Below are 25,296 nucleotides of genomic sequence, written 5' to 3' on the forward strand. Positions count from 1 at the left end.
GGTGTAACCACCCTGCTGCACGTCAACGCTTGGGCAGCGCGAAACTCAACAAGAATAGCACCGCCGCCGAGACCACGATGGAGGGCCCGGCCGGGGTGTCCTTGAACCAGGACAAAGCCAGGCCGCTACAGACCGCCAACACGCCCAGCAGGCTTGCGCCCAAGGCCATTTGCTCGGGGGAGCGGGCATGGCGTTGGGCGGCGGCGGCCGGAATGATCAACAACGAGGTGATCAGCAGCACCCCGACGATCTTCATGGCCACGGCAATGACGACTGCAATCAACAGCATCAACGTCATGCGCAGGGCAGACACCGGTAAGCCCTCCACTGTCGCCAGTTCTTCATGCACGGTAATGGCCAGCAATGGCCGCCACAGCGCAACCAGCAACAGCAGCACTGCGGCGCTACCGCCAAGAATCCAGCCAAGATCGGTCGGGCTGATGGCCAACAGATCGCCAAACAGATAGCCCATCAGGTCAATGCGCACATCGTGCATGAAACTGAGCACGACCAGGCCCAGCGACAAGGTACTGGGGGCGAGAATCCCCAGCAGCGTGTCAGAGGCCAGGGGTTGGCGTTGTTGCAGCGTCACCAGCAGGATGGCCAGCAGCAGGCAGCCGACCGTGACGGCGATCGCCGGGCTCACATCCAGCAAAAAGCCCAGGGCTACGCCCAGCAGGGCGGCATGGGACAAGGTGTCGCCGAAATAGGCCATGCGCCGCCAGACCACGAAGGACCCAAGAGGGCCAGCCACGACGGCCAGCGCCAAACCTGCAAGCAGGGCGTAGAACAGAAAATCAGCCATGCTTGCAGTGGTCTCCGTGTACATGTCCGCTAACAGGGGTGAGGACCACCGAACCGTGCAGGTCGTGGGCGTGGTCATGATGGTGGTGGTAGATCGCAAGGCTGGGCGCGTTGTTGCCGAATAATTCGACAAAGGCCGGGTCGCCACTGACCTGTTCCGGGTGGCCGGAGCAGCACACATGGCGATTCAGGCAAACGACCTGATCGGTCGTGCTCATCACCAGATGCAGGTCGTGGGAGACCATCAGCACACCGCACTGATGCCGATCGCGCAGGCGTGTGATCAAGCTGTAGAGCTCGGACTGACCGGCGACGTCGACACCTTGCACCGGCTCATCGAGCACCAGCAGTTCCGGCTCGCGCAACAACGCGCGAGCCAGCAGCACACGTTGCATTTCGCCGCCGGAAACAGTCTGGATCGGGCTGTCGATCACCTGTTCGGCGCCCACTTCCTTGAGCGCTGCCAATGCGCGGGCTCGGTCCACACCGGGGACCAGGCGAAGAAAACGTAAAACCGACAAGGGCAATGTAGGGTCCACGTGCAGTTTCTGCGGCATGTAGCCAATGCGCAGCTTAGGCTTGCGCCAGACGCTTCCGCTGGTGGGTTTGAGCAACCCGAGTACTGCCCGTACCAAGGTGGTTTTGCCGGCCCCATTAGGGCCGATCAGGGTGACGATCTGACCGGGATCGACGCTCAGCTGGATGTTATCCAGCACGCTCTGCCCGGCGATGGTGACCGCCACTTTTTCCAGACGAATCAGCGCAGTGCTCATTACGCCCCCCGGCACTGCGAGCACAGCCCGACCACTTCGACGGTTTGCGCTTCCACATTGAAGCCCACCGATTTGGCGCTGGTGATGATCGCGTCGCTGATGGTTTTTTGCTCAAGCTCAATGGCCACATGACACTCGCGACAGATCAGAAACTGACCTTGATGCGCATGTTCGGGATGGCTACAGCCGATAAAAGCGTTGAGCGAGGCAATGCGGTGAACCAGGCTGTTTTCCAGTAAAAAATCCAGGGCCCGATAAACCGTAGGTGGTGCCGCACGACGGCCGTCCTGTTCGCTGAGTACGGCCAGGATGTCGTAGGCGCCCAGCGGCTTGTGGCTTTGCCAGACCAGCTCCAGCACGCGACGGCGCAATGCAGTCAGGCGCAGGCCTTGGCGAGCGCACAGCGCATCAGCCTCGGACAAGGCGCTGTGGACGCAATGTGAGTGGTCGTGGGGACGGTTGGCCAGCGGGGTAATAGGCATGGGCGGCGACGATTTCTGTGAGAGACGTTATTATGTTACCCGTTCCAGCCGCCCTTGAGTGTTCCCCGTGTCCCGACTTTTTGCTCTGTTTGTCGTTTTTTTTGCAAGCCTGGCGGTGTTCAGCCCCGCGCAGGCCGAGGTTCGCGTACTGACCAGCATAAAGCCTGTGCAGTTGATCGCGGCGGCCGTGCAAGAGGGCATCGGCAGCCCCCAGGTCCTGTTGCCACCGGGCGCCTCCCCGCATCACTACGCCCTGCGTCCATCGGATGTGCGGCGGGTCGCTGATGTCGAGTTGCTGTACTGGATTGGCCCGGACATGGAAGGCTTCATGCCCCGTGTGCTGCAAAACCGCAGCAAGCCAAGTGTTGCCTTGCAGGACTTGCCAGGCCTGCATTTGCGTCACTTTGGCGAAGACAGCCATTCCCATGATGAGCATGATGAGCATGACGAGGATCAAGGGTCCGATCATGACCACGATCACCGCCCTGGCAGCCTGGACGCCCACCTGTGGCTGTCGACGTTCAATGCCCGGGTGATCGCCACACGCATGGCGGCAGACTTGAGCGAGGCAGATCCGGCCAACGCGGCGCGCTACCAGGCCAACCTGGTGGCGTTCAAGCTATCGATGGACGCGCTGGACCAACGCCTCAAATCACGCCTTGCAGGCGTATCGGGCAAACCCTACTTTGTCTTTCATGAAGCCTTCGACTATTTCGAAGAAGCTTACGGCCTCAAGCACACGGGCGTGTTCAGCGTAGCGGCGGAAGTTCAGCCCGGCGCCCAGCATGTCGCTGCCATGAGAGCGCGCCTGCAGCAGATCGGCAAGACTTGCGTCTTCAGTGAGCCACCCGTGCGGCCACGCTTGGCCGAAACCCTGACCGCAGGGTTGCCGGTGAAACTCGCGGAACTGGATGCGCTGGGGGCCACCGCGCCGGTGGACGGCAAGGGCTACGCGCAGATGCTGGAAAACCTGGGCAACACCTTGGCAGGTTGCCTGGAACAGCTGTTGTAGGAGCCGGGTTTACCCGCGATGAGGGCGCCGCGGTTTACCTGATGTACTGCGCAGCGCCCATCGCCGGCAAGCCGGGCTCCTACCCGACGGCGGCGGGGCATGGGGAGGGTTTACCGGATGCCGGGCCACCGCGATGAAGACCGCGCGGTGGCATCGTACAGCTCAGAGAGCGAAAGGCAGCGGGATATCGATCTGCTGCCGCGCTGCCAGGCGCACTTCGAATTCGCTCGGGTCGTGGATCAACACATCAAGCCCAGCAAACGCCTGCGCTGCAATCAACCGCGACAACCAGAACCGCACACACGCCACGCGCAACATGATTGGCCACAACTGGGCTTCAGCGGCCGTGAAAGGCCTCAGCGCCGCGTAGGCGCCCAGTAGCGCACGGGCACGGCTGTGCTCGACCACGCCTTTTTCATCGCAGCACCAGTCATTGAGGGTAATGGCCAGGTCATACAGCATCGGCCCTGAGCAGGCGTTGTAGAAGTCAATCAGGCCGGTTAGGTGCGTGCCTTCGAACAGCACGTTGTCTCGGAACAGGTCGGCGTGCAAGTTAGCTCGCGGCAGGGTAAGAATCTGCGCCTTGGCCTGGTCGATCTCATCAAGCGCAGCTTTGAGCAAACCGCGTTGTTCGCTCGTAAGGCGCGGCATCAGCTCTGCGCCAGCCTCCAGCATCCAGTCCAGGCCACGATCGGTTTTGCGCTCCAACACGTTTGGCTGGGTGGCCAGATGCAGGTGAGCGAGCAATTCGCCCACTTGCACGCAGTGCTGAGCGTTGGGCTCTCTGATGTGCTTGCCCGGCAGGCGCGGTTGCAGCAGTGCAGGCTTGCCCGCCAGTTCGCGCAAGGCCACACCGTCGGTAGTACGCAGCGCATAGGGCACGGGCAAGTTGGCGTCGTGCAGCACATCGAGCAGTTCAATGAAGAACGGCAGGTCCTGGACAGGCCCGCGCTCGACCAGGGTCAGGACAAACTCGCCCTGCTCCAGGCTGATGAAGAAGTTGCTGTTTTCGGTTCCGGCAGCAATCCCCTGAAAATCACGCAGGCGGCCGAGGCCGTAAGGGGCTAGGAAGGTTTCCAGCTCAGGCCGGGTCAGGGGGGTGAAGACTGACATGATCAAAAATTGCCCATAATGGCACTTCTTCAGCGAAGTACCCGGTTGATAAAAAGAGGCGACCTTACCACTCGAAGATCTTCCACGACGGAATCAGCATGTCGGGTTGATCGGAGCGGATAAAGTTCGCATCGGTACCGTCTGCACGCACCAGAAAATAGGGTTTGCCATGCTTCGGGGTGATCTTGATGGCATAAAGAAACCCGTTCTGGCGGTATTCCTGGATCGTTTTGTCGCCTTCCGTGCGAATGGTGACATCCGGGTCGGCCGATGGCGCGTCCTCTGCTGCCAGCGCCACGACCGGGCAGGTTGCGATCAAACCTGCCAGTAACAGGCGATTGAGTGTACGCATGATAACCTTGTCCCTTTGTCGTCAATGATCCGGTCATTCTAGCGCCGGACCCGTCGAAAAGGTTGATTCTGCTCATGAGCCAAGCACCCCTCGTCCTGGTGGACGGTTCTTCCTACCTGTATCGCGCCTTTCATGCGCTACCGCCATTGACTACCTCCAAGGGCCTGCCGACCGGTGCGGTCAAAGGCGTGCTGAACATGCTCAAGAGCCTGCGCAAGCAGTATCCAGACAGCCTGTTCGCGGTCGTCTTCGACGCCAAGGGGGGTACGTTCCGTGATGAAATGTACGCCGAATACAAGGCCAATCGCCCCAGCATGCCCGATGACCTGCGCGTGCAGATCGAACCCTTGCACCAGAGCGTGCGTGCGCTGGGCTATCCGCTGCTGTGCGTGGAAGGCGTCGAAGCGGACGACGTGATTGGCACTCTGGCACGTAGCAGCGCTGCCGCCGGTCGGCCGGTGATTATTTCTACCGGTGACAAAGACATGGCCCAGTTGGTCGATGGTCACATTACGCTGGTCAACACCATGACCGGTAGTGTGATGGATGTTGCTGGCGTAAAAGAGAAGTTTGGTGTCGGTCCGGAGCATATCATCGACTTTTTGGCGCTGATGGGCGACAAAGTCGACAACATTCCAGGTGTTCCGGGTGTCGGCGAAAAAACCGCCGTGGGCTTGTTGTTGGGCGTCGAAGGCGGCTTGAAAGAGCTGTACGAGAACCTGGATAAGGTGCCGACGTTTGCGATCCGCGGTGCCAAGACGTTGCCAGCCAAGCTTGAAGAGCATCGTGACGCAGCGTTCCTGTCCTATGAACTGGCCACCATCAAGATTGATGTACCGCTGGACGTGGAAGTGGATGCACTGGTTTGTGGCGAGCCAGACCGTGATGCTCTGTTAGCCCTCTACTCTGAGCTTGAGTTCAAGAGCTGGGTCGATGAGCTGCAGCGCGAAGCCCGTCGTACCGGGCAAGCGCAAGAAGCCCCGGCGGCCCCAGTCGAAACGATCCTCAACTATGAGACCATTCTGGATCAGGCGCGCTTTGACGCCTGGCTGGAAAAGCTCAAGGCAGCGCCGTTGTTTGCCTTTGACACCGAAACCACTGGCCTGGATGCCCAGCAGGCCCAACTGGTCGGCGTGTCGTTCGCCGTGCAGCCTTATGAGGCGGCCTATGTACCGTTGACGCATTCCTACATGGGTGCCCCTGAGCAACTGGACCGTGACTCCGTGTTGCTGGCGCTCAAGCCGCTGCTGGAAGACCCGAACAAGCTGAAAGTGGGTCAAAACGCCAAGTACGATATGAACATCCTGGAAAATTGCGCGATTGGCGGTGATCTGGCCAATGGCATTCATCTGCAAGGCGTGGCCTATGACACGATGCTGGCGTCTTACGTGCTCGACTCCACGGCCACTCGCCATGACATGGACAGCCTCGCCCTGAAGTACCTGGAGCACACGACCATCAGCTTCCAGGACATCGCCGGCAAGGGCGCCAAGCAGCTGACCTTCGATCAAATCCCGTTGGAGCAGGCTGGCCCTTACGCTGCCGAAGATGCCGATATCACGCTGCGTCTGCATTACGCCTTGCAAGAGCGCTTAGCCAAGACGCCGAGTGTGCTGACGGTACTGACCGATATCGAAATGCCTTTGGTGCCGGTGCTGGCCAAAATCGAACGTCAGGGAGCATTGGTCGATGCCAGCCTGTTGGGAATCCAGAGTGTTGAATTGGGCAACAAGCTGGTAGCACTTGAGCGTGAGGCGTTCGAGATTGCGGGAGAAGAGTTCAATCTTGGCTCACCCAAGCAATTGGGCGTGATCCTGTACGAAAAGCTCGGCATGCCGATCCTCAACAAGACCGCCAAGGGCCAGGCCTCCACGGCCGAAGCCGTGCTGGCCGAATTGGCCGATCTGGATTACCCGCTGCCCAAGGTGCTGATGCAGTACCGCTCCCTGAGCAAGCTCAAGAGTACCTACACCGACCGCTTGCCAGAGCAGATCAACCCGCGCACGGGTCGTATTCATACCTCTTATCATCAGGCCGTGGCGGCGACTGGTCGTTTGTCCTCCAGCGATCCGAACCTGCAGAACATCCCGATTCGCACCGCTGAAGGCCGGCGTATTCGCCAGGCGTTCGTGGCGCCGTCGGGCTACAAGCTGTTGGCTGCGGACTATTCGCAGATTGAATTGCGCATCATGGCCCATTTGGCCAAGGATGAAGGCCTGTTGCATGCCTTTCGCAATAACCTGGACGTTCACCGGGCCACCGCCGCCGAAGTTTTTGGCGTTGCCCTGGAGGATGTCACCACCGATCAGCGACGCAGCGCCAAGGCGATCAACTTCGGATTGATCTACGGGATGAGCGCCTTTGGCCTGGCCAAGCAGATCGGTGTCGACCGCAAGCAGTCACAGGACTATATCGACCGCTATTTCGCCCGCTATCCGGGCGTGTTGGGTTATATGGAGCGCACCCGCGCCCAAGCCGCGGAGCAAGGTTTCGTCGAGACCCTGTTCGGTCGTCGCCTGTACTTGCCGGACATCAACGCGAAAAACCCCGCACTGCGCAAAGGTGCCGAGCGCACGGCCATCAACGCGCCGATGCAAGGCACAGCGGCAGATATCGTCAAGCGCGCCATGGTGACAGTCGATGGCTGGTTGCAAACGTCGGGTCTGGATGCAAAAGTGATCTTGCAGGTGCACGACGAACTGGTCCTGGAGGTTCGGGAGGATTTGATCGAACACGTCAGCGAGCAAATACGCTTGCATATGAGCAATGCGGCAACGCTGGATGTGCCATTGCTGGTGGAAGTCGGTGTGGGCGCGAACTGGGATGAAGCCCACTGATTCACGGCCTAAGCCCCTTGTAGGAGCGCGCGGTTCGGCGCTCCGACTTGCCGGCGATGAAGGCACCACGGTCTGTCTGAACGACCGCGTCGGTGCTAATCGCGAGCAAGCTCTGCTCCTACCTGACGGCTGTAATGCCTCCAGGTAGGAGCCGGCTTTAGCCGCGATGAACACACAGCAGTGGTCCGGCCGGAGCGGCAGCGGCATATAGCCGTTAGCGCCGAAAGTTTGCAGGCTTATCGCAAACAGTTTTCAAATTTCTCGGGAACTAATCCCGTGAACTTCGACTCAGAGTAACTGAATGGGTGGTGAAGCCCCTTCGATGCTCCTTTTGTTGTGTTAAGTGTTGGCAGATATCTGGACCCCGCCCTAGCGGTCTAGAACCTTAAACCCCGAACTTCCCCCTCCCCATACGAAGTCCGGGGTTTTTTTTGCCTGCAATTTGACCCAAGGCCTTATTCCACGACCTTGTCAGGCAATTCTGTCCAGCGAGCCAGCACTACGTAGGCTTCTTCCAGGCCCATGCGCTTGGGCGCCGAGAACAACTGGATGCTGACTGCGTCACCCCAACCCTTGCGAATTTCCGACTGCACCTTGAGCAGGGCATTCTTGGCCGCGCCGTAAGTCAGCTTGTCGGCCTTGGTCAACAGTATATGCATCGGCATGTGGCTTGCCACCGACCAGTCGAGCATCATCCTGTCGAAGTCGGTCATCGGGTGGCGGATATCCATCAGCAGGATCACCCCTTTCAAACTCTCGCGGCTGCCCAGGTAGGCCTCCAGGTGGCGCTGCCAGTGTTGCTTGAGCGGGATCGGCACTTTTGCATATCCATAGCCCGGCAGGTCGACCAGACGGCGATCGTCGTCCAGACTGAAGAAATTGAGCAGTTGAGTGCGCCCCGGCGTTTTCGAGGTGCGGGCCAGGCTTGCGTGAGTCAGGGTGTTCAGCGCGCTGGATTTACCCGCGTTGGAGCGCCCGGCGAAAGCCACTTCGTAACCCTGGTCCGGTGGACACTGGTCAACTTTGGCTGCGCTGATGGAGAAAGTGGCTTGTTGGCACAAACCGAGGATCGGGTTTTTGAGTTGCATGTGAGTTCCGGTTGGGGGCGTTGCCAAGAGGCACGGTAAGCGGTGTCGTTTCCGTTTCAATAACTGGAGTATATAATGCCTCAGATTTTGTGTGCGTTTTGTCCCAGCGTAGGAGAAAGCTCACGGGGGGGTGTCAGACCTCGATTGCGCAGTAGAACGCAGTGCGCCCCCTGCCCCGAAAAGGCCGTTTTATGACGATCTGGCTACTAGTTGCCGGTGTCATGTTGCCGTTTTACAGCGCTCAGGCTGCACAAGATCCGCAAGCCGTTTTCGACCGGGCCTGCGGGGCCTGTCATGCCGGACAACTGCCTACGGCGCCCGAAAAAGGTGATATCAGCGCCTGGGCACCAAGATTGGACAAGGGCACGCAAACGCTGGTGCAGCATGTTACCCAGGGTTTCAAGGCAATGCCGCCGCGTGGATTGTGCATGGACTGCAATGCCGAGGATTACCGAGCTGTCATCCATTGGATGAGCCAATAGTCCCGAGACATAAATCTTTCACCCTTAGCCGTAGTTGGATGAGCTGATGAATAAAATAATCGTGAGTCTGCTGTTGACCTTGGGCGTTACTGGGATGGCCCATGCCGCGGGTGATGTTGCCGCAGGCCAGGCCAAAGCGGCTGTTTGTGGCGCTTGTCATGGGCCGGACGGCAATAGCATGGCGCCAAACTTTCCAAAACTTGCCGGGCAAGGCGAGCGCTACCTGAGCAAGCAGTTGCGCGATATCAAGTCGGGCAAGCGCCAGGTGCTGGAAATGACCGGGTTGTTAAATAATCTGAGTGATCAGGATCTTGACGATCTGGCCGCCTACTTTGCCAGCCAGAAAGGCAGCGTCGGCGCCGCCGACCCAAAACTGGTGGCCAAGGGTGAAGCGCTGTTTCGCGGCGGCAAGCTGCCTGAAGGCATGCCTTCGTGCACCGGTTGCCACGCACCCAACGGTACCGGCAACGCCGCCGCAGGCTTCCCCCACCTGGGTGGTCAGCATGCGCAATACGTCGCCAAGCAGCTGACAGACTTTCGCGAAGGCACCCGTACCAACGACGGCGACTCGATGATCATGCGCAGCATCGCCGCCAAGCTGAGCAACAAGGATATCGAGGCGCTGGGTAGCTACGTCCAAGGCTTGCATTGAGGGTTTGAAAGGGCGCCGTGAAGTCTCTACACGTGCGGAAATAATTTCCCCTTCCAGCCTCCTCAGTTGGGCAGAAAAAGGGTGGCCCAGGCCACCCTTTTTTATGGCCGCTGCCGTTACACTAGCGAACTCAACCTGGTGTTGGCAGGTCACAAGGCCAGTCGCACAAGGCGACCCTTTTATGCTCAGGAGTAAAGCATGCGTAAACTGATTCTCAGCGCCGCTCTCGTGGCTGCCAGCGTGTTCGGTGTGAGCGCACAGGCAGCGGATGTGCCTCTGGAGGCGGGTAAAACCTATATCGAGCTGACCAACCCGGTGCCAGTGGCGCAACCTGGCAAGATCGAAGTGGTCGAGCTGTTCTGGTACGGCTGCCCGCACTGCTACGCGTTCGAACCGACCATCAATCCATGGGCGGAGAAACTGCCAAAGGATGTGAACTTCGTCCGTCTCCCGGCCATGTTTGGCGGCCCATGGGATGCCCACGGTCAAATGTTCCTGACCCTTGAAGCCATGGGTGTCGAACATAAGGTTCACAAGGCCGTATTCGAAGCCATCCAGAAAGAGCACAAGAAGCTGACCGACAAGCAGGAGATGGCTGACTTCCTCGCGACCCAAGGCGTAGACAAGGACAAGTTCCTGGCCACCTTTGACTCGTTCGCCATCAAGGGGCAAATAGCAAAAGCCAAGGATCTTGCGAAAAAATACGAGGTGACCGGTGTTCCAACCATGATCGTCAATGGTAAATACCGCTTCGATCTCGGCACCTCCGGTGGCCCCGAGGCCACGCTGAACGTTGCCGACCAGCTCATTGCCAAGGAGCGCGCCGCCCAGTAAGCGGCGCACATGTCCTTGCTGCGCTTCAGAAGCGAACGCCTCGTTGGCCAGCATGATCCGCAGGTCAACGAAGCTCATGTGCAGACAAGCGGGCTGCCGCAAGACGGCCGGCTGCGTCTGCTCAGCTTCAATATCCAGGTGGGTATCAGTACCGAGCGCTATCGTCATTACCTGACCCGCAGCTGGCAGCACTTGCTGCCGCATACGGGCCGGGCGACCAACCTGCAGAAGATTGGCCAGCTGTTGAGTGACTTCGACCTGGTCGCCTTGCAGGAGGCCGATGGCGGCAGCCTGCGCTCCGGCTACGTCAACCAGGTCGAGCATCTGGCCCATCTGGGCGCATTCCCTTATTGGTACCAGCAACTCAATCGCAATCTGGGACGTCTGGCCCAGCATAGCAACGGCGTTCTCAGTCGGCTCAAACCCCATCTCATCGAAGATCACCCGCTGCCTGGCCCTGCCGGTCGTGGCGCGATTCTGGTGCGCTTTGGCGAGGGTGAGGACGCGTTGGTGGTGGTGATGATGCACCTGGCCTTGGGTGCGCGTACTCGTTCCCTGCAACTGGCGTATATTCGCGAACTGATTGGCGGCTACCGTCATCAGGTGCTGATGGGAGACATGAACACCCATGCCAGCGATCTGTTGCAGCATTCGCCCTTACGTGACCTGGGCCTGCTGGCCCCCCAGATGGAAGCAACCTTCCCCAGCTGGCGCCCGCAACGTTGCCTAGATCACATCTTGCTCAGCCCTGGCCTGACACTTGAACGTTTTCAGGTGCTTTCCCAGCCCATTTCCGATCACCTACCGGTCGCGGTAGAGATTCGCTTACCCGATTCCTTCGCGGCCGATGCGTTTCCCGCCTTGAGCACGCCCTCTCACAGACCCAAGGCATGACCGAAGACGCCCAGCGCTGGAAAGAAAAGTACCTGCAGAGCATCGAGAATCAGGAAAAGCTCGAGCGCCGCTGGGAGGCACGTCTCGATCTGCTGCGCCGTGGCCTTGTGCGTAGCACCCTGGCGGCCGAAGGCAGTGACAGGGCTGTCGACCAGTGCATGAAGGAAATGCGCGAAATTGTGCGCACCGACAACATGGATGCCGCCCTCTCTGGTTTGATCCCCCGCCTGGAAAAGACGGTCCTGGATTCGGAGCAACGCCGCAAAACGCGTGTGGCCCAGGTAGCCAGTGCGCTGGCGACGCTGGTTTCGCAGCTGCAGTCGCTGCCGCTTCCAAGCGATATCAGCCGTCCGTTAAAGAAATTTTCCCGTCAGGTGGAGTCGCGGGCCGGTAAGTCTCGCGAGATCCCCTTGCTGCTGGGGGAGCTCAGCGGTTTGCAAGGCCAAGCCCTGGCCTCGTTGGCCAACCCTGAACAAACAGCTCGGCCCGGGCTGCTGCAACGGCTGTTTGGTGGCCGTGACCCATCACTGGAACCCCTACTGTCGGCAGGCCCGGCAGAGCAGTCAGGTGGATTGCAGTTCGCCGCCCCCAATGCGGCGTACAAACCCTCCGTGGTGGATTCAGACACACCGCAGGCACCGCCCCATTCGCCGGCATCTGCAACCACACTAGACGACCCTCAGCCGATTGAGTCCCCTCCGATCAGTACTGATGATGTGTCTGAAGGCTTTGTGGAGAAGCCTGTGCTTGATGACGGGCCCTATTCTTTGCCTGATACCGTAGAGCCTTCCTACAGTTCGGTGGCCGCGCACATCGAACAGACGCTTCTGGGCCTGCTCACTGAGCTGAACCTGCCAGAGAACTACAAGCCGCAGGCGCAATCCATGTGTGCCAGGCTCGAAAACGGCTTGAATTGGTACGAGTTGTTACCCATCCTCGATGACCTTGCTGTCCTGATGTTAGCCATCAACGACAACGGCCAGCAGGAATTCCAGGTTTATCTCAAGCAGCTCAATGAGCGCCTGGAGTCCTTCCAGAGCTACCTGCAGGAAGCCAGCGAAGGGCACGCCGATAACAGCTCGGTCGCCCGAGAGCTGAACAACCAATTGCGCGAACAGGTCGACGGCTTGCAGACCAGCGTCCAGGACGCCGCCGACCTGGACAGCCTCAAGCATGTCCTGGAAAACCGCCTCGAGCATCTGCTCGGAACCCTGGACGAGCATCAGCAGCAACGTGACCTGCGGGAGCAGGAAGTGGCAGTCAGGCTTCAGGGCCTGGCAGAGCGTGTTGCGCACATGGAACAGGAAGCTCATGGCTACCGTGAGCATCTGGAAGAGCAGCGTCAGAAGGCATTGCTCGACCCCTTGACCGGTCTTGCCAACCGCGCCGCCTGGAGCGAGCGACTGGAGCAGGAATTGACTCAGGCGCAACAGAACGATTCAAGCCTGTTGCTGGCGATCCTGGATCTGGACCACTTCAAGCAGGTTAACGACAGTTATGGGCATCTGGCCGGCGATAAGGTCTTGAAGATCGTCGCCAACGAACTGCGCAAGCGGTTGCGTCCTTCAGATTTCATAGCCCGTTATGGTGGCGAAGAGTTTGTCTTGCTGATGCCAATGACCAAGATGATGGATGGGCTTCGCCAAATGGAGCGCCTGCGTGGTGCGGTCCAGGCCTGCCCGTTTCACTTCAAGGGAGAGCCGGTCACCGTTACCGTCTCTATTGGAATCACCGGCTTGCGGCCCGGCGAGCGCAGCGAAGTGGCTTTCCAGCGGGCGGATCAGGCGCTGTATCGCGCCAAGGATGCCGGGCGCAATCGGCTGGAACGAGCCTGACGGCTTATAAGCGCAGCAGGTCTACCGGGAAACCTTTAGCTTCGGTTTAATCCACCGGCTTGCCGAGGGCTCCGTTATGCTATTGCATTACTGCCCACACAGCCGCGTCTCATTGCCCTATGAAGCTATTGCTCACCTCTCTCATGCTCGTGCTGCTGGCAGGATGCGCCAGCGGCCCACGTATCGACCGTAGCCATCTATCGAAAAACCAGGATGGCCGAATTCAATTTGTCGTATTGCATTACACCAGTGCCTCGCTGGACCGTTCCCTGGAGCTTTTGACCAAAGGCGAAGTCAGCAGTCACTATTTGATCGGCGACGGGCCGGCCACCATCTACCAACTGATCGATGAGAGCCGCCGCGCCTGGCACGCCGGGGAGAGTGAATGGCAAGGCAGGACCTGGCTTAATTCGAGCTCGATCGGTATCGAGATCGTCAACCGTGGTTATGACGACACGCCTAATGGTCGCCTCTGGTACCCCTACTCCGAGGCTCAATACCAATCTCTTGTGGTATTGCTCAAGGACATCATCAAGCGCAATGCCATCGAGCCCCGTAATATCGTCGGTCACAGTGATATCGCAGCATTGCGCAAACTCGACCCGGGGCCATTGTTCCCCTGGAAACGACTGGCGCAGGAAGGGATCGGGATCTGGCCCAATGCCCAGGCCGTGGCCCGGCAAAAAATGCGTTTCGACGTAAATCCACCCAGTGCCGCCTGGTATCAACAGCAGTTGGCGCGGTTTGGTTATTCCCTCCCCCAATCGGGTGAGTTCGATGTCACCACCCATCACGTCATCGCAGCTTTCCAGATGCACTTTCGCCCTGAGCGCTTCGACGGCCAACCGGATGCCCAGACGGCGGCTATCCTGCAGGTCTTGAACAGCATGCGCTGAAAGAACTCCGCCCAACGGGCAGGCTGAAAGTGCAGTCCATTGCTATACCTCTGAGTATTCGAATGGATATTGTTCATGTCTTCTGCCCTGTCGTTCATCCGCAGACTTCTTTATCGCCCTTGGTTATTGGCGACGCTGGCGGCTGCAGGCAGCGCCATCTTGTTATTGCTGGCAAGCCTGGGCTTGGCGATGCATCAGTTGCAGCAGGGCGAAAGTGAGCAGATGTACGCTCAGGGTGAGCGGTTTCTGGAGCGCCTGGAGCAGATCTTCGGTCAATTGCGCGAAGGCGTCGATTTGCTCGCAGCCCAGCCGCTGCGCGGCTGTGACCCAGAGTTGGTTTCAATCCTGCAACAGGTGGCTTTCCAGTATCGGTTTGTCTACGAAGCCTCTTATGTCGACGGTGTTCACTCCTGCTCCAGCCGTTTCGGAGAAGAAGTCATCGATCCGTTACGCCTGCCGGACATTCAGGGCCCCACCTATAGCTACTGGCTGAACACCACGACCCAACCCAATGACAACCTCGCAGCGCTGATGCTGGGGCGAGGCAAGTTTCGGGTTTCGACTTCTCGGGGGCATTTGTCGGATGTGGTCGACCTGCCCCCTAACGGCAGCCTGTTGGTGGTGCTGGACAAAGGAACCCGAGCCATCCCGGTGCTGGGGGCGCCGCAGATCTGGCCGCCCACCCAGAATTGGCCGCCGAAGTCCTCGCAGGCGTTGTTGGTATTGTCCGATCAATTGATCTACCGAATGCCGACCAACTCGCCGGACTATCAACTGGTATTGATGACGCCGCGGCCCAGTACTCAGTTACGCATGAATACCATGCTGTGGTTGTTGTTCCCTGGCAGTCTACTGCTGGCCTGGTGCATCGGCTGGTTGGTGCTGCAGCTGATCAGCCAGCGTCGCTCGCTGGGCGGTGAGCTGCAGGGGGCGCTGCGCCGAGGTGAATTGCAGGTGTTGTACCAGCCCATTTTCGAACTCAATAGTCGCCTCTGCGTGGGGGCGGAGGCCTTGGTGCGCTGGCGTCGGCCGGATGGCACCCTGACCAGCCCTGACCTCTTTATTCCATTGGCAGAAAACACGGGGCAAATACGCGAGATCACAGACTTTGTGATTCAGCAGCTGCTGGAGCAATTGGGTCATGTGCTACGTGCCAACCCGCAGCTCTATATTTCAGTGAACCTGGCAGCCTGTGATGTCATGGCACCCCGAATTGGCGGAGTCACGGCGCGGCTTCTGGCCATTCACCATGTGTCTGCCAGTCAGATTGCCTTTGAGGTCACCGAGCGCGGCTTGATTGACGTGGTGGTCGCGCGGGACAACTTGCAAGCGCTGCGTGATGTGGGCCACAAGGTACTGATCGACGATTTTGGAACGGGTTATTGCAGCCTGGCCTACTTGCAGACGTTGCCGGTGGATTGCCTGAAAATCGACAAGGCGTTTATTGATGCTCTCGGCCATGATGCGGCCAGCAGCGGGGTGGCGCCCCATATTATTCGCATGGCCCATGCTCTTGAACTTCGAGTCATCGCCGAAGGTATCGAGTATGAAGCCCAGGCCATGTTGCTCAACAGCGAGGGTGTTAACTACGGCCAGGGCTGGTTGTTCGCCCACGCGCTCAATGCAAGGCAGTTCACCGAGCTGTTGACACGCGGGCGGCGGATGGGCGCGCGTCGCTTCGACGATGAGGCGTAAAACAGGCGCGACTCAGATCGGTAATGCCATGTAGAACTGGGTACCTTGTCCTGGACGGGAATAAACACCCATGCGCCCGCCATGCAGTTGGACGATCTCCTTGCACAGCGCCAGGCCCAGGCCCGCGCCGCCCTTTTTACGGCCCACTTGTACGAAGGGTTCGAATATCCGCCCTTGCTGGCCATAGGCAATGCCTTCGCCATTGTCTTCGACACTGATAATCACCCGTTCAGCGTGTCGGCGTGCTTGCAGGCGGATCTTGCCGGCCTGTGGGGTGTGCCGGATGGCGTTGTCCAGGAGGTTGTCCATGACCCGCTCCAGTTGTGTCTGGTCCGCTTGAACGTGTGGCAGTGGTGTTTCCAAATCGATCAGCAACTCGATGTGCTTGTGCGCCAACTGCTCATTGAAGCGCTCTTGAGTACGACTGAGCAACTCATCGATCGAGCACGGGGCAAGCGTGAGCTTTTGCAGACCATTCTGATAGCGGGAGAAATTCAGCAGGTCATTGATCAGTTGCACCAGGCGCTGCATTTCTTCGTCTATGGTCTCGATCAGGTCTTGCTCGCGGGACTCAGTGGAAAAGTGCAGCCTTTCTCGCAGCAAGCCAAAGGCCATGTGCATACCTGTGACCGGCGTGCGTAATTCGTGGGACGCGCGTAGGACAAACTCACTGCGTACTCGCTCGAAGGCCCTTTGTTCGGTGACATCGTGCAGCACCATGACCGCCCCGAGAATGTGCCCTTCAGTGTGGCTGACGGGCGTCAAGCTGTAGGACAGCAAGCGTGCTTCACCTTCGATCTCGAAGCTCAAGTCGTCAGGCACACGTTCAAGACTGCCGCCACGTAGCACCAGGTGAAGTTGGTCATCCAGTCCAGGCTGCTGTAAAGCCTGCTCAAGGCTCATACCGACGCGGTCGTCTTCCCATCCCAGTTGGCGCTGGGCAACAGGGTTGAGGTGTTCGAGGCGGCCTTGGCGATCAATCATCAACAGGCCGTCGTCAATGCTGTCGAGTACCGCCTGCAAGCGCTGCTGGCCCGCCAGCAGTTCATCCACATTGGTCGCCTGGTGCTTGCGCAGGGCCTGGGCCATGCTGTCGAAGCGGTGCGTCAACTGGTTGATTTCCGCGGCCGAGGATTGTGGCAACTGCAGGTCGAAATCGCCCTGGCCGATTTGGTCGGCGGCCCTGGCCAAGGCCTCGATGGGGCGCCCAAAACGTCGGGCAATGCCGTGCGCCGTGGCCACTCCAATCAACAGTACCGCCAGCCCGACCAGCCCTAGCAAGATCGACACCAAGAGTGCCCGGTGCTTGGACGCTTGCTGGTAAGTGCTGACTTCCTCGACCGTCTGCTTTTGCGCGTCCACCAGGCTGCTGCGTACCGCATTGAAGGCTTCGGTCAACCTTGGGTCATTGCCGAAACTGTCGGTGACAGTGCCCGTATCGGCATAGGCCTTGAGGAACGAGGCATAGTTGTCGCTGACTTGAACAAAATCATGGCTGCCGGCCCGCAGGTCGTGCTCGATACCTTGCTCAAGGATCTGGGTGAAATCCGCTTGGGTGCTCTGCAATCTGTCGAGGTCTGGAGAGTCGTCGAGCATGATCATCAGCTGCTCGCCCAGGTTCTGGCGCAGCTTGATCCCAAGGTCCAGGTTGATGAAGCTATTACGAATCATCGTGTCCTGGTAACGGTGCATCTGGACCACACTGACCAGACCTACCACGACCCCCAGCAAAGCCACCGTGATCAGCGCCGATATACTCAGAAAAAGCCGCGTGCGCAGCTTCATCGACCATTTCATAGGTTGTACTGTTTGCGTTTGCGGTAGAGCGTCGAGGCATCGATGCCCAAGGTCTTGGCTGCTTGGTCAAGCGTGTCGCTGGTGGCCAGGATGGCACCGATATGGGCTTTCTCCAGTTCGTCCAGGCTCAGCGCCGCGCCGATGCGTGGAGCATTGTTGGCCGGTTGTTCGGCCATCCCGAGGTGGCTCACTTCGACTCGCTCCCGAGGGCAGATGATGCTGGCGCGTTCAATCACGTTACGCAGCTCGCGGATGTTCCCTGGCCAACGATAGTTCAGCAATGCAGCGCGTGCCGACTCGGTGAAGACGCGTGCCGGGCGGGCGTACTCTTTGACGAAGTGGGCCAGGAAGCGTTCGGCCAGGGTCAGGATGTCTTCGCTGCGCTCACGCAGGGGTGGCAGGTGCAAGGTGATGACATTCAGGCGATAAAGCAGGTCTTCGCGAAATCGCCCCTCGCGAACCATGTCTTCCAGAATCAGGTTGGTAGCCGCCAGGATGCGCACATCGGCGCGGCGGGTGACGGGGTCGCCCACCCGCTCGTATTCCTTGTCTTGAATGAAGCGCAGCAGCTTGGGCTGCAGCGTCAGCGGGAAGTCACCGATCTCATCGAGGAACAGGGTGCCGCCATCGGCCTGGTTGACTCGGCCCAGTGTGCTTTCGCTGGCACCGGTGAATGCACCTCGGCTATGACCGAACAGTTCACTCTCCATCAGTTCAGTGCTCAGCGATGGGCAGTTGATGGTGACGCAGGCTTTTCTCGATCGCTTGCTCCAACCATGAATGGCGCGTGCAAGTTCACCCTTGCCCGTGCCTGACTCTCCCAGGATCAGAATGTTGGCGTCGGTATTGGCGACCTGGCGAGCCGTCTCCAGTACGACCATCATGGCCGGGCTGTGTGAGTCCAGGCCATCCTTGGGTTTGCGCACTTCGCCTTCAAGCGCTTCCAGGCGTGCGGAAAGCTGGCGGACTTCCAATTGCTTGGCAGTGGCCAGGCGCAATTGGTCAGGGCTGCAAGGTTTGACGAGATAGTCGGCAGCGCCCGCCTGGATGGCATCGACGGCGGTGTCCACGGCCGAATGAGCCGTGACGATCACCACGCGCATCCAAGGTGCCTGAATACGCATCTGCGCTAGCACATCCAGGCCGTTGTCTTCGCCCAGGCGCAGGTCAAGGAAACACAGGTCGAACACTTGGCGCTGCATCAGTGCATCCGCCTGGGCTGCACTGCTGGCGGTGGCCACGCTGTAGCCTTCGTCCTCCAGGCAGTAACGGAAGGTGCGGAGGATAGCGGACTCATCGTCCACCAGCAGAATGCGGCCTTGATGTTCCTGGGCTGACTCCATTTCTCTCGCTCCTTTATCAATGGTCTTGGTTAGTCCCGTAGAAATCGGGCAAGTTGCATGGTCAATTCTGGTTGATTCGCGGCCCTGCAGGGTAGCTATCTGTACTGCCCGCGCCTATCTATCTGAACTTTAAGCGAATAGTCATTTTCTTAAGGATCGGCACGGTGCTTGCGAGGTTCCTTGAGTTTTTAAGGAGCACAGGAGACTGGCCATGCATTCGCTTAAATCACTGATCGCCGTCACTGCGACGGCCTCTTTTCTCATCTGGATGCCTCTGGCCGTCCAGGCCGCTCAGGGTGACTTGCCCAGCCAATTGGAAGAGGCACGCCAGGAGGGCTCGATCTGGGCGTCACTGGCGCTGAATCGTCACTTGAGTGGTTACAACATCAGTATCGATGTCGAGAACGGCGTGGCGATTCTGGAGGGGAAAGTGGAAAGCCCTGTAGAGCGCGACCTGGCAGAGCAGATTGCCCTGCAGACTCGAGGTATCCAAAAGGTCGACAACCGACTGACAGTCAACGCAGACCTGGCTGACCAGCCTCCAGCCCCTAGAAAGTTTGCCCAGCAGTTCAATGACGCAACACTGACGGCGACGATCAAATCAAAACTTTTATGGAATGCCCGGACCGAGGCGCTGGATATCGAGGTTCAGACGCGTGAGGGTGTCGTTACTCTCAGGGGACGGGCTCCGAGCCCAGAGGCCAAGGAGTTGGCTGGCAACCTGGCACGCAATACCCAAGGCGTCTACGAGGTCAACAACTTGATCAGCATCAGTGGAGCCGACTCGATGGCATCAAGAACTCAATCGGCTGCTACCCAAGCCGGTGAAGAACTCAGCGATGCCTGGATTACCTCCAAGGTCAAGGCGAGCCTTTTATATAGCCGCAATCTGGACGGGCTGACGATCAAAGTCGACTCCAAGGCGGGCCTGGTCACCCTCGGTGGCGTGGTGATGAGTGATGAAGAGAAAGCCCTCGCCATCGAGATCGCCCGCAATGTACGGGGCGTGAAAGGTGTGGATGCAGATTTGTTGAAAGTCGCTGGCAAGGCGACTCGGTAGTCGTGCAAAAAGCCCGAAGGTAGGGAGACTATCGTGCAAGATGCTCGCAACAGGGTGACTATCAAACAGTTAAGTCAGTGATTTATAGCGTATTTATTGGAGTTGAAGGCTGGCACGCAGGCTGCAATATCTCTTACATGAAAGCCAACAATCACCGCGGGGAGGACACACAGAATGAATTGCCAATCAATCGCTCGATGGTCGATCACCCCCCTGCAGGTACGGCAAGGACTATTGGCGAGTTTGGGGCTGATACTGACCCTGATCGCCGGTCAGCAGTATCAGTCTTGGCAGTTGAACCATCGAATGCTGCCGATTGAACAACGCACTGCCGTCGCCAGCCAGTACAGCCCCGTCAAGGCTTTTGCTGCTCAGCATCAGGGTACGCGGGCTTCGGTATTGGATCGTAGCCAGACGCGAGAGCAACGCCCTGGTCAACGCTGGGTGTTTTAAGCCGTCAAGGCGTGCAATAGCCCTTAAAAAAGGTAGGAGCCAGCCTTGGCTGCGATGGGCACACCGCGGTGCATCAGGCAAACCGTGGTGCTCCTATCGCGGGTAAACCCAGCTCCTACCCCCTTGTAGAGGAGAGTCACCATGTTAAGTTGGGCAGTTACCTTCCTGATCATTGCCATTGTTGCAGCCGTACTGGGCTTCGGTGGTATCGCCGGCACCGCAGCGGGTATTGCGAAGATTCTCTTCATTATATTCCTGGTGCTGTTCGTGGTTTCTTTCTTCATGGGCCGTCGCGGGCGAGGCTGAAGAGGGTCAATGTGTAATGAGCATAATTCTCACCTGGAAGCTGAACCTTTTTCCGAATTCGGCTTCTATCTGCTGCTCCCGCCTGAGGAGGGCGGGAGCATGACCATGGGGTCGGGACGCTTTGGTTGTTACAGGACCGGAGTGACCTAGGGGTACAGGGAGTGCCTCCGATGAGGGCCGGGTCAGGCAAAGCTGCGACGGAAGTCCGCGTGTCTAGCCAAACGTTACTGCCGATGACAAGACCGGACTTCCGGCCAGTTTTCCGTAGGATAAATTCCACTTCTTCGGTCGTCTGTTTCACTGTCCGAGCGCTTATAGCTCACAGGGATGACCGTATATCGATATTTTTTTCATCCCCTGCCTCTCGGCTCAACCCCTCGTTTGAGCCATTCGGATTGTCGAACAATGGCTTTTTGCATCCAGGCGGATACCTCTAAATCGGCCTAAATATGGCGCTTTGGTCACTTTCGGAATTCCGAACGCCCTTTCTGCAATCCGTTCCAACGCCCGTTTTTACCCTCAAAGCCCATGCCGATTCGGCATAGGGTAGTCGTTTACGGCATTAGACGAGGGCGGGCTGCATCGGAATAGTTGCGCCTTTTTTCGCGGTCAGACTCCCTCGGTGTCGACTGGCGAAGACCTGATTTCAGCGCGATTCACAGTCACAAAAAAGCCGCGAAACAGACTTATGACAGCTCTGCAACGCGGGTGCCCGGTGAATGCGCATGGCCACTTGAAGAAAGGGTAATGACATGAAGAAGGCAAAACTCAGCCTCGCCTGGCAGATCCTCATCGGTCTCGTTCTTGGTATCGCGATCGGTGCTTTGCTGAACCATTTCAGTGCAGAAAAGGCATGGTGGATCAGTAACATTTTGCAGCCTGCCGGTGACATCTTCATCCGCTTGATCAAGATGATCGTTATCCCGATCGTTATCTCCTCATTGATCGTCGGTATCGCAGGCGTTGGGGATGCGAAAAAGCTGGGCAGTATCGGCCTTAAAACCATTATCTACTTCGAGATCGTGACCACCATTGCGATCCTGGTCGGCCTGGTTCTGGCCAACGTCGTGCATCCGGGTGCCGGCATCGACATGAGCACTCTGGGCACTGTCGATATCTCCAAATACCAGCAGACAGCGGCTGAGGTGCAACATGAACATGCGTTCGTTGAAACCATCCTCAACCTGATCCCCTCAAACATCTTTGCCGCTTTGATGCGTGGCGAGATGCTGCCGATCATCTTCTTCTCGGTGCTGTTCGGCCTGGGTCTTTCGAGCCTGCAGGCCGAGATCCGCGACCCGCTGGTGCGCACTTTCCAGAGCGTATCGGAAGCCATGTTCAAGGTCACTCACATGATCATGAACTATGCGCCAATCGGTGTGTTTGCCTTGATCGCGGTGACGGTTGCCAACTTCGGTTTCGCCTCGCTGCTGCCGCTGGCCAAACTGGTCGTCCTGGTTTACTTCGCTATCGCCTTCTTTGCTCTCGTGATCCTGGGCCTGATCGCCAAGCTGTTCGGTTTCTCGGTGATCAAGCTGATTCGCATCTTCAAGGATGAGCTGGTACTGGCCTACTCCACTGCCAGCTCCGAAACCGTGTTGCCACGTGTGATCGAGAAGATGGAAGCCTATGGCGCTCCGAAAGCGATCTGCAGCTTTGTGGTGCCGACCGGTTACTCCTTCAACCTCGACGGTTCGACGCTGTATCAGAGCATCGCGGCGATCTTCATTGCCCAGCTGTACGGCATCGACCTTTCGATCGGTCAGCAACTGATGCTGGTCCTGACCCTGATGGTCACTTCCAAAGGTATCGCGGGCGTACCGGGTGTTTCCTTCGTGGTACTGCTGGCAACCCTGGGCAGCGTTGGTATTCCGCTGGAAGGCCTGGCGTTTATCGCCGGTGTCGACCGTGTGATGGACATGGCGCGTACCGCCCTGAACGTTATCGGCAACGCCCTGGCAGTGCTGGTCATCGCTCGCTGGGAAGGCATGTACGACGATGCCAAGGGTCAGCGCTACTGGAACTCGCTGCCACACTGGCGCACCAAGGAAGCAGTCCCGGCCGGCAACACTGTCGTGTAGGAGCCAGCCTTGGCTGCGATAGCATCGCTGCGGTCTTCCTGAAAAACCGTAGCGATGCCATCGCGAGCAAGCTCTGCTCCTACAAGTAAGTGATTGTCCGCAGTTTGAAACCCCGCCCAGGCGGGGTTTTGTTGTTTCTGGCGCCGGGGCGTCGCACACCGCTATCATTCGCAGCAACTTGTAGGGGGACAACTGATGCTCAACGGCCTGTGGCTCGGCTTTTTCGTGGTAGCGGCAGTGTCGGCACTGACACAGTGGCTGGTGGGTGGGAACGCTGGAATCTTCGCGGCAATGGTGGAAAGCATTTTCGCCATGGCGAAGCTATCGGTGGATGTGATGATCCTGCTGTTTGGCACCCTGACCCTGTGGCTGGGCTTTCTCAAAATTGCCGAAAAGGCCGGTATCGTCGACTGGCTGGCTAAAGTGCTGGGCCCCCTGTTTCGTCGCCTCATGCCGGAAGTGCCTGCCGGCCATCCAGCACTGGGCTTGATCACCCTGAACTTTGCCGCCAATGGCCTGGGGCTGGACAACGCCGCCACGCCCATTGGCCTCAAGGCGATGCGGGCCCTGCAGGAGCTGAACCCCAGCAGCACCACGGCCAGCAACGCTCAGATCCTGTTCCTGGTGCTCAATGCGTCTTCGCTGACCTTGCTGCCGGTCAGTATCTTCATGTATCGCGCCCAGCAAGGCGCCCTGGACCCGACGCTGGTGTTCCTGCCGATCCTCTTGGCGACCAGCGCCTCAACCCTGGTCGGCCTGCTCTCGGTGGCGCTGATGCAGCGTCTGAGGCTATGGGACCCGGTAGTGCTCGCCTACCTGATCCCTGGTGCCCTGCTGTTGGGCGGCTTCATGGCCTTGCTGGCGGGACTGTCGGCCACGGCATTGGCCAGCCTGTCGTCGCTGCTCGGCAACCTCACCCTGTTTGGGCTGATCATGCTGTTTGTGGTGCTAGGAGCGCTGAAGAAGGTCAAGGTCTACGAAAGCTTCGTCGAGGGGGCCAAGGAGGGATTCGACGTTGCCAAGAGCCTTCTGCCTTATCTAGTGGCCATGCTGTGTGCTGTTGGCGTATTGCGTGCTTCTGGGGCGCTGGACCTGGGGTTGGACGGCATTCGGCATCTGGTCGAATGGGCGGGCTGGGACACGCGTTTTGTCGATGCGCTGCCCACTGCGCTGGTCAAACCTTTCTCCGGCAGCGCCGCCCGGGCGATGTTGATCGAAACCATGCAGGCCAAAGGTGTCGATAGCTTCCCGGCGCTGGTGGCGGCGACCATCCAGGGCAGCACTGAAACCACCTTCTATGTCCTGGCCGTGTACTTCGGTGCGGTAGGTATCCAGCGCGCCCGCCATGCGGTGGGCTGCGCGCTGCTGGCGGATCTGGCCGGGGTGATCGCCGCGATCCTGGTGTGTTACTGGTTCTTTGGCTGAAGCCCCTGCAGCTTAGCTAGCAGGCGCTTGGGACGACGCTGCATCGGTCACGCGAAATCGCAGTACGCCGATCAATTGCCCGTCTTCGGTCAATACTCGCACTTGCCAGCGACCGACCGGGTTACCGGGGAAGTTCTGTTTGTGCGTCCAGGCGCGATAACCGTCTTTGCGCCCCCCATGAATGTCCAGGGCAATACGGTCGACTTCTTTGCCGTTGAATTGCCAGACATGGTAGATCCGCTCATCGAGCCCACGGGGGGCGTTGATTGCCGTGTAGGCATACAGGCCGATGTTGCGCACCTGGTCGGCGGTGACTTCCTCGAGGCTCTCGCCGGGGGTGCGGTTTTGAAGTTCCGTGGTCACTGCCACATCGGTCATCCAGAGCGTTGCTGGCGGCACCCAGGAGCGTAGCAGCCAGCCGCTAGCCCCCACTGCCAGGGTCACCACTACCAACATCAGCCCACGACGCCAGGAGGAGATGGGGAAGCTGCTGGCAAGGCTTGGAAACGACAGCAGCATGGCCACTCCCAGGGCCAGTTTGAAGCTCTCGGCCGTGGTCAGGTGCAGGATGATGGGCAGTGCGGTCAGCATCGCGGCAAACAGCGTCAAGGTGTGCAAGGCCAGGAACAGCCAGCGTCTCGGAGCGACCCACTTGTAGTAGAGCGGGTCGATGATCGAGACCAGCCCCGCCAGGGTCAGCAGGCCGGTAAAGATCAGTTGGCCGCTGTTCCAGGTAGTGGTGATGTAAAAAAATGGCAAGACGAAGAACAGGCTTTCCTGATGGATCATCTGCGTCGCGTAGCGCAAGACCGCAGGCGGCACTTCGCGCTTGAAGGCTTTTTCGAACAGCTGAGTGAGGCTGTTTTCGAGCATCAACCACAGCCAGCTCACCAGCATCACGATGGCGATCCAACTGGCCAGGCTTTCCTGGCGATCGACCAGCACAAAACTGGCGATACCGGAGATAAAACCAGCCAGGGCAATGACGCCTGGATAGCGCTTGAACAGCCCGATCAAGCGCTGGATATAGATAGGCATTGTGGCGATTCACAGAGGTCGTAGGAAAACCCCGACAGGATAGC

At 58.8% G+C, this 25,296-nt stretch carries 23 protein-coding genes; 14 read left to right on the forward strand and 9 right to left on the reverse strand.

What is annotated here, in order from left to right; translation table 11 throughout:
- Positions 1-22: 22 nt before the first annotated feature.
- Genes znuB through zur form a run of 3 tightly spaced genes read right to left on the reverse strand, consistent with a single transcriptional unit; the run spans position 23 to position 2,059 of the window.
- The gene (gene znuB, locus AC3IX4_RS00330) at positions 23-805 is read right to left on the reverse strand and encodes a zinc ABC transporter permease subunit ZnuB (RefSeq protein ID WP_489258727.1); all 783 of its coding nucleotides are present in this window, start codon (positions 803-805) and stop codon (positions 23-25) included.
- Positions 798-1,577, reverse strand: coding sequence for a zinc ABC transporter ATP-binding protein ZnuC (gene znuC, locus AC3IX4_RS00335; protein ID WP_489258728.1), 780 nt, complete (start codon positions 1,575-1,577; stop codon positions 798-800). Before znuC ends, znuB begins: the two co-directional genes overlap by 8 nt.
- Positions 1,577-2,059, reverse strand: coding sequence for a zinc uptake transcriptional repressor Zur (gene zur / locus AC3IX4_RS00340; RefSeq protein ID WP_489258729.1), 483 nt, complete (start codon positions 2,057-2,059; stop codon positions 1,577-1,579). Before zur ends, znuC begins: the two co-directional genes overlap by 1 nt.
- A gap of 67 nt (positions 2,060-2,126) precedes the next feature.
- Here zur and znuA point away from each other — a divergent pair, with 67 nt between their 5' ends.
- Positions 2,127-3,071 (forward strand): zinc ABC transporter substrate-binding protein ZnuA, encoded by a 945-nt coding sequence (znuA, locus tag AC3IX4_RS00345; RefSeq protein ID WP_489258730.1) that lies wholly within the window; start codon positions 2,127-2,129, stop codon positions 3,069-3,071.
- A gap of 162 nt (positions 3,072-3,233) precedes the next feature.
- Here znuA and AC3IX4_RS00350 read toward each other — a convergent pair whose 3' ends face one another.
- Together AC3IX4_RS00350 and AC3IX4_RS00355 are read right to left on the reverse strand one after the other, a co-directional pair.
- Positions 3,234-4,184, reverse strand: a complete 951-nt coding sequence (locus AC3IX4_RS00350) for a homoserine kinase (RefSeq protein WP_489258731.1) — start codon at positions 4,182-4,184, stop codon at positions 3,234-3,236.
- Between the two features lie 64 nt (positions 4,185-4,248).
- Complete coding sequence (locus tag AC3IX4_RS00355) at positions 4,249-4,536, reverse strand: DUF2782 domain-containing protein (RefSeq protein WP_489258732.1); 288 nt, start codon at positions 4,534-4,536, stop codon at positions 4,249-4,251.
- Positions 4,537-4,610: 74 nt separating this feature from the next.
- Here AC3IX4_RS00355 and polA point away from each other — a divergent pair, with 74 nt between their 5' ends.
- Complete coding sequence (gene polA, locus AC3IX4_RS00360; RefSeq protein ID WP_489258733.1) at positions 4,611-7,373, forward strand: DNA polymerase I; 2,763 nt, start codon at positions 4,611-4,613, stop codon at positions 7,371-7,373.
- Positions 7,374-7,828: 455 nt separating this feature from the next.
- On the opposite strand, the gene yihA is transcribed toward polA, so the two are convergent.
- Positions 7,829-8,461 (reverse strand): ribosome biogenesis GTP-binding protein YihA/YsxC, encoded by a 633-nt coding sequence (gene yihA / locus AC3IX4_RS00365; protein ID WP_489258734.1) that lies wholly within the window; start codon positions 8,459-8,461, stop codon positions 7,829-7,831.
- 191 nt (positions 8,462-8,652) lie between these two features.
- Between yihA and AC3IX4_RS00370 the strand changes: the two genes are divergently transcribed.
- From AC3IX4_RS00370 to AC3IX4_RS00400, 7 genes are all read left to right on the forward strand, one after another.
- Positions 8,653-8,943, forward strand: coding sequence for a c-type cytochrome (locus AC3IX4_RS00370; RefSeq protein ID WP_489258735.1), 291 nt, complete (start codon positions 8,653-8,655; stop codon positions 8,941-8,943).
- A gap of 46 nt (positions 8,944-8,989) precedes the next feature.
- Positions 8,990-9,595, forward strand: a complete 606-nt coding sequence (locus AC3IX4_RS00375; RefSeq protein ID WP_489258736.1) for a c-type cytochrome — start codon at positions 8,990-8,992, stop codon at positions 9,593-9,595.
- A gap of 198 nt (positions 9,596-9,793) precedes the next feature.
- Positions 9,794-10,429 (forward strand): thiol:disulfide interchange protein DsbA, encoded by a 636-nt coding sequence (gene dsbA, locus AC3IX4_RS00380; protein WP_489258737.1) that lies wholly within the window; start codon positions 9,794-9,796, stop codon positions 10,427-10,429.
- Between the two features lie 9 nt (positions 10,430-10,438).
- A complete protein-coding gene (locus AC3IX4_RS00385; RefSeq protein ID WP_489258738.1) occupies positions 10,439-11,323 on the forward strand; it encodes an endonuclease/exonuclease/phosphatase family protein in 885 nt (294 codons plus the stop codon).
- Positions 11,320-13,158, forward strand: coding sequence for a GGDEF domain-containing protein (locus AC3IX4_RS00390; protein ID WP_489258739.1), 1,839 nt, complete (start codon positions 11,320-11,322; stop codon positions 13,156-13,158). Before AC3IX4_RS00385 ends, AC3IX4_RS00390 begins: the two co-directional genes overlap by 4 nt.
- 119 nt (positions 13,159-13,277) lie before the next feature.
- The gene (locus tag AC3IX4_RS00395) at positions 13,278-14,054 is read left to right on the forward strand and encodes an N-acetylmuramoyl-L-alanine amidase (RefSeq protein ID WP_489258740.1); all 777 of its coding nucleotides are present in this window, start codon (positions 13,278-13,280) and stop codon (positions 14,052-14,054) included.
- Positions 14,055-14,129: 75 nt separating this feature from the next.
- Positions 14,130-15,749 carry an EAL domain-containing protein gene (locus tag AC3IX4_RS00400; protein WP_489258741.1) on the forward strand — a complete coding sequence of 540 codons (1,620 nt, stop codon included), beginning with the start codon at positions 14,130-14,132 and terminating at the stop codon, positions 15,747-15,749.
- Positions 15,750-15,761: 12 nt separating this feature from the next.
- Here AC3IX4_RS00400 and AC3IX4_RS00405 read toward each other — a convergent pair whose 3' ends face one another.
- Positions 15,762-17,546, reverse strand: coding sequence for an ATP-binding protein (locus AC3IX4_RS00405; protein ID WP_489258742.1), 1,785 nt, complete (start codon positions 17,544-17,546; stop codon positions 15,762-15,764).
- On the reverse strand, positions 17,543-18,889 hold the full coding sequence (gene algB / locus AC3IX4_RS00410) for a sigma-54-dependent response regulator transcription factor AlgB (protein ID WP_489258743.1): 1,347 nt from the start codon (positions 18,887-18,889) through the stop codon (positions 17,543-17,545). The genes AC3IX4_RS00405 and algB overlap by 4 nt, the downstream gene beginning before the upstream one ends.
- A gap of 211 nt (positions 18,890-19,100) precedes the next feature.
- Between algB and AC3IX4_RS00415 the strand changes: the two genes are divergently transcribed.
- The 5 genes from AC3IX4_RS00415 to AC3IX4_RS00435 all read left to right on the forward strand — a co-directional run bounded on the left by AC3IX4_RS00415 (position 19,101) and on the right by AC3IX4_RS00435 (position 24,214).
- Positions 19,101-19,949: a BON domain-containing protein gene (locus AC3IX4_RS00415; protein WP_489258744.1), complete on the forward strand. Its 849-nt coding sequence runs from the start codon at positions 19,101-19,103 to the stop codon at positions 19,947-19,949.
- A 174-nt stretch (positions 19,950-20,123) separates the two neighbouring features.
- A complete protein-coding gene (locus AC3IX4_RS00420) occupies positions 20,124-20,402 on the forward strand; it encodes a hypothetical protein (protein ID WP_489258745.1) in 279 nt (92 codons plus the stop codon).
- A gap of 141 nt (positions 20,403-20,543) precedes the next feature.
- Entirely contained in the window at positions 20,544-20,708 is a 165-nt protein-coding gene (locus AC3IX4_RS00425; RefSeq protein ID WP_489258746.1) for a DUF1328 domain-containing protein, read from the forward strand.
- 752 nt (positions 20,709-21,460) lie between these two features.
- Positions 21,461-22,789 (forward strand): glutamate/aspartate:proton symporter GltP, encoded by a 1,329-nt coding sequence (gene gltP / locus AC3IX4_RS00430; protein WP_489258747.1) that lies wholly within the window; start codon positions 21,461-21,463, stop codon positions 22,787-22,789.
- A 195-nt stretch (positions 22,790-22,984) separates the two neighbouring features.
- On the forward strand, positions 22,985-24,214 hold the full coding sequence (locus AC3IX4_RS00435; protein ID WP_489258748.1) for a nucleoside recognition domain-containing protein: 1,230 nt from the start codon (positions 22,985-22,987) through the stop codon (positions 24,212-24,214).
- 12 nt (positions 24,215-24,226) lie between these two features.
- On the opposite strand, the gene AC3IX4_RS00440 is transcribed toward AC3IX4_RS00435, so the two are convergent.
- Positions 24,227-25,252, reverse strand: coding sequence for a DUF5924 family protein (locus AC3IX4_RS00440; RefSeq protein ID WP_489258749.1), 1,026 nt, complete (start codon positions 25,250-25,252; stop codon positions 24,227-24,229).
- Positions 25,253-25,296: the final 44 nt, after the last annotated feature.

The organism is Pseudomonas sp. KH_021 (genome assembly GCF_057838865.1).

Bases quoted from the DNA above. Each gene is read 5' to 3' on its own strand.
- AC3IX4_RS00385 (WP_489258738.1), top strand. From the start codon at position 10,439: ATGTCCTTGCTGCGCTTCAGAAGCGAACGCCTCGTTGGCCAGCATGAT.
- AC3IX4_RS00440 (WP_489258749.1), bottom strand. From the start codon at position 25,252: ATGCCTATCTATATCCAGCGCTTGATCGGGCTGTTCAAGCGCTATCCA.
- AC3IX4_RS00420 (WP_489258745.1), top strand. From the start codon at position 20,124: ATGAATTGCCAATCAATCGCTCGATGGTCGATCACCCCCCTGCAGGTA.
- znuC (WP_489258728.1), bottom strand. From the start codon at position 1,577: ATGAGCACTGCGCTGATTCGTCTGGAAAAAGTGGCGGTCACCATCGCC.
- polA (WP_489258733.1), top strand. From the start codon at position 4,611: ATGAGCCAAGCACCCCTCGTCCTGGTGGACGGTTCTTCCTACCTGTAT.
- AC3IX4_RS00415 (WP_489258744.1), top strand. From the start codon at position 19,101: ATGCATTCGCTTAAATCACTGATCGCCGTCACTGCGACGGCCTCTTTT.
- AC3IX4_RS00395 (WP_489258740.1), top strand. From the start codon at position 13,278: ATGAAGCTATTGCTCACCTCTCTCATGCTCGTGCTGCTGGCAGGATGC.
- AC3IX4_RS00350 (WP_489258731.1), bottom strand. From the start codon at position 4,184: ATGTCAGTCTTCACCCCCCTGACCCGGCCTGAGCTGGAAACCTTCCTA.
- dsbA (WP_489258737.1), top strand. From the start codon at position 9,794: ATGCGTAAACTGATTCTCAGCGCCGCTCTCGTGGCTGCCAGCGTGTTC.
- AC3IX4_RS00435 (WP_489258748.1), top strand. From the start codon at position 22,985: ATGCTCAACGGCCTGTGGCTCGGCTTTTTCGTGGTAGCGGCAGTGTCG.
- AC3IX4_RS00425 (WP_489258746.1), top strand. From the start codon at position 20,544: ATGTTAAGTTGGGCAGTTACCTTCCTGATCATTGCCATTGTTGCAGCC.
- AC3IX4_RS00355 (WP_489258732.1), bottom strand. From the start codon at position 4,536: ATGCGTACACTCAATCGCCTGTTACTGGCAGGTTTGATCGCAACCTGC.
- yihA (WP_489258734.1), bottom strand. From the start codon at position 8,461: ATGCAACTCAAAAACCCGATCCTCGGTTTGTGCCAACAAGCCACTTTC.
- gltP (WP_489258747.1), top strand. From the start codon at position 21,461: ATGAAGAAGGCAAAACTCAGCCTCGCCTGGCAGATCCTCATCGGTCTC.
- zur (WP_489258729.1), bottom strand. From the start codon at position 2,059: ATGCCTATTACCCCGCTGGCCAACCGTCCCCACGACCACTCACATTGC.
- AC3IX4_RS00390 (WP_489258739.1), top strand. From the start codon at position 11,320: ATGACCGAAGACGCCCAGCGCTGGAAAGAAAAGTACCTGCAGAGCATC.
- AC3IX4_RS00400 (WP_489258741.1), top strand. From the start codon at position 14,130: ATGTCTTCTGCCCTGTCGTTCATCCGCAGACTTCTTTATCGCCCTTGG.
- znuB (WP_489258727.1), bottom strand. From the start codon at position 805: ATGGCTGATTTTCTGTTCTACGCCCTGCTTGCAGGTTTGGCGCTGGCC.
- algB (WP_489258743.1), bottom strand. From the start codon at position 18,889: ATGGAGTCAGCCCAGGAACATCAAGGCCGCATTCTGCTGGTGGACGAT.
- AC3IX4_RS00405 (WP_489258742.1), bottom strand. From the start codon at position 17,546: ATGAAATGGTCGATGAAGCTGCGCACGCGGCTTTTTCTGAGTATATCG.
- AC3IX4_RS00370 (WP_489258735.1), top strand. From the start codon at position 8,653: ATGACGATCTGGCTACTAGTTGCCGGTGTCATGTTGCCGTTTTACAGC.
- AC3IX4_RS00375 (WP_489258736.1), top strand. From the start codon at position 8,990: ATGAATAAAATAATCGTGAGTCTGCTGTTGACCTTGGGCGTTACTGGG.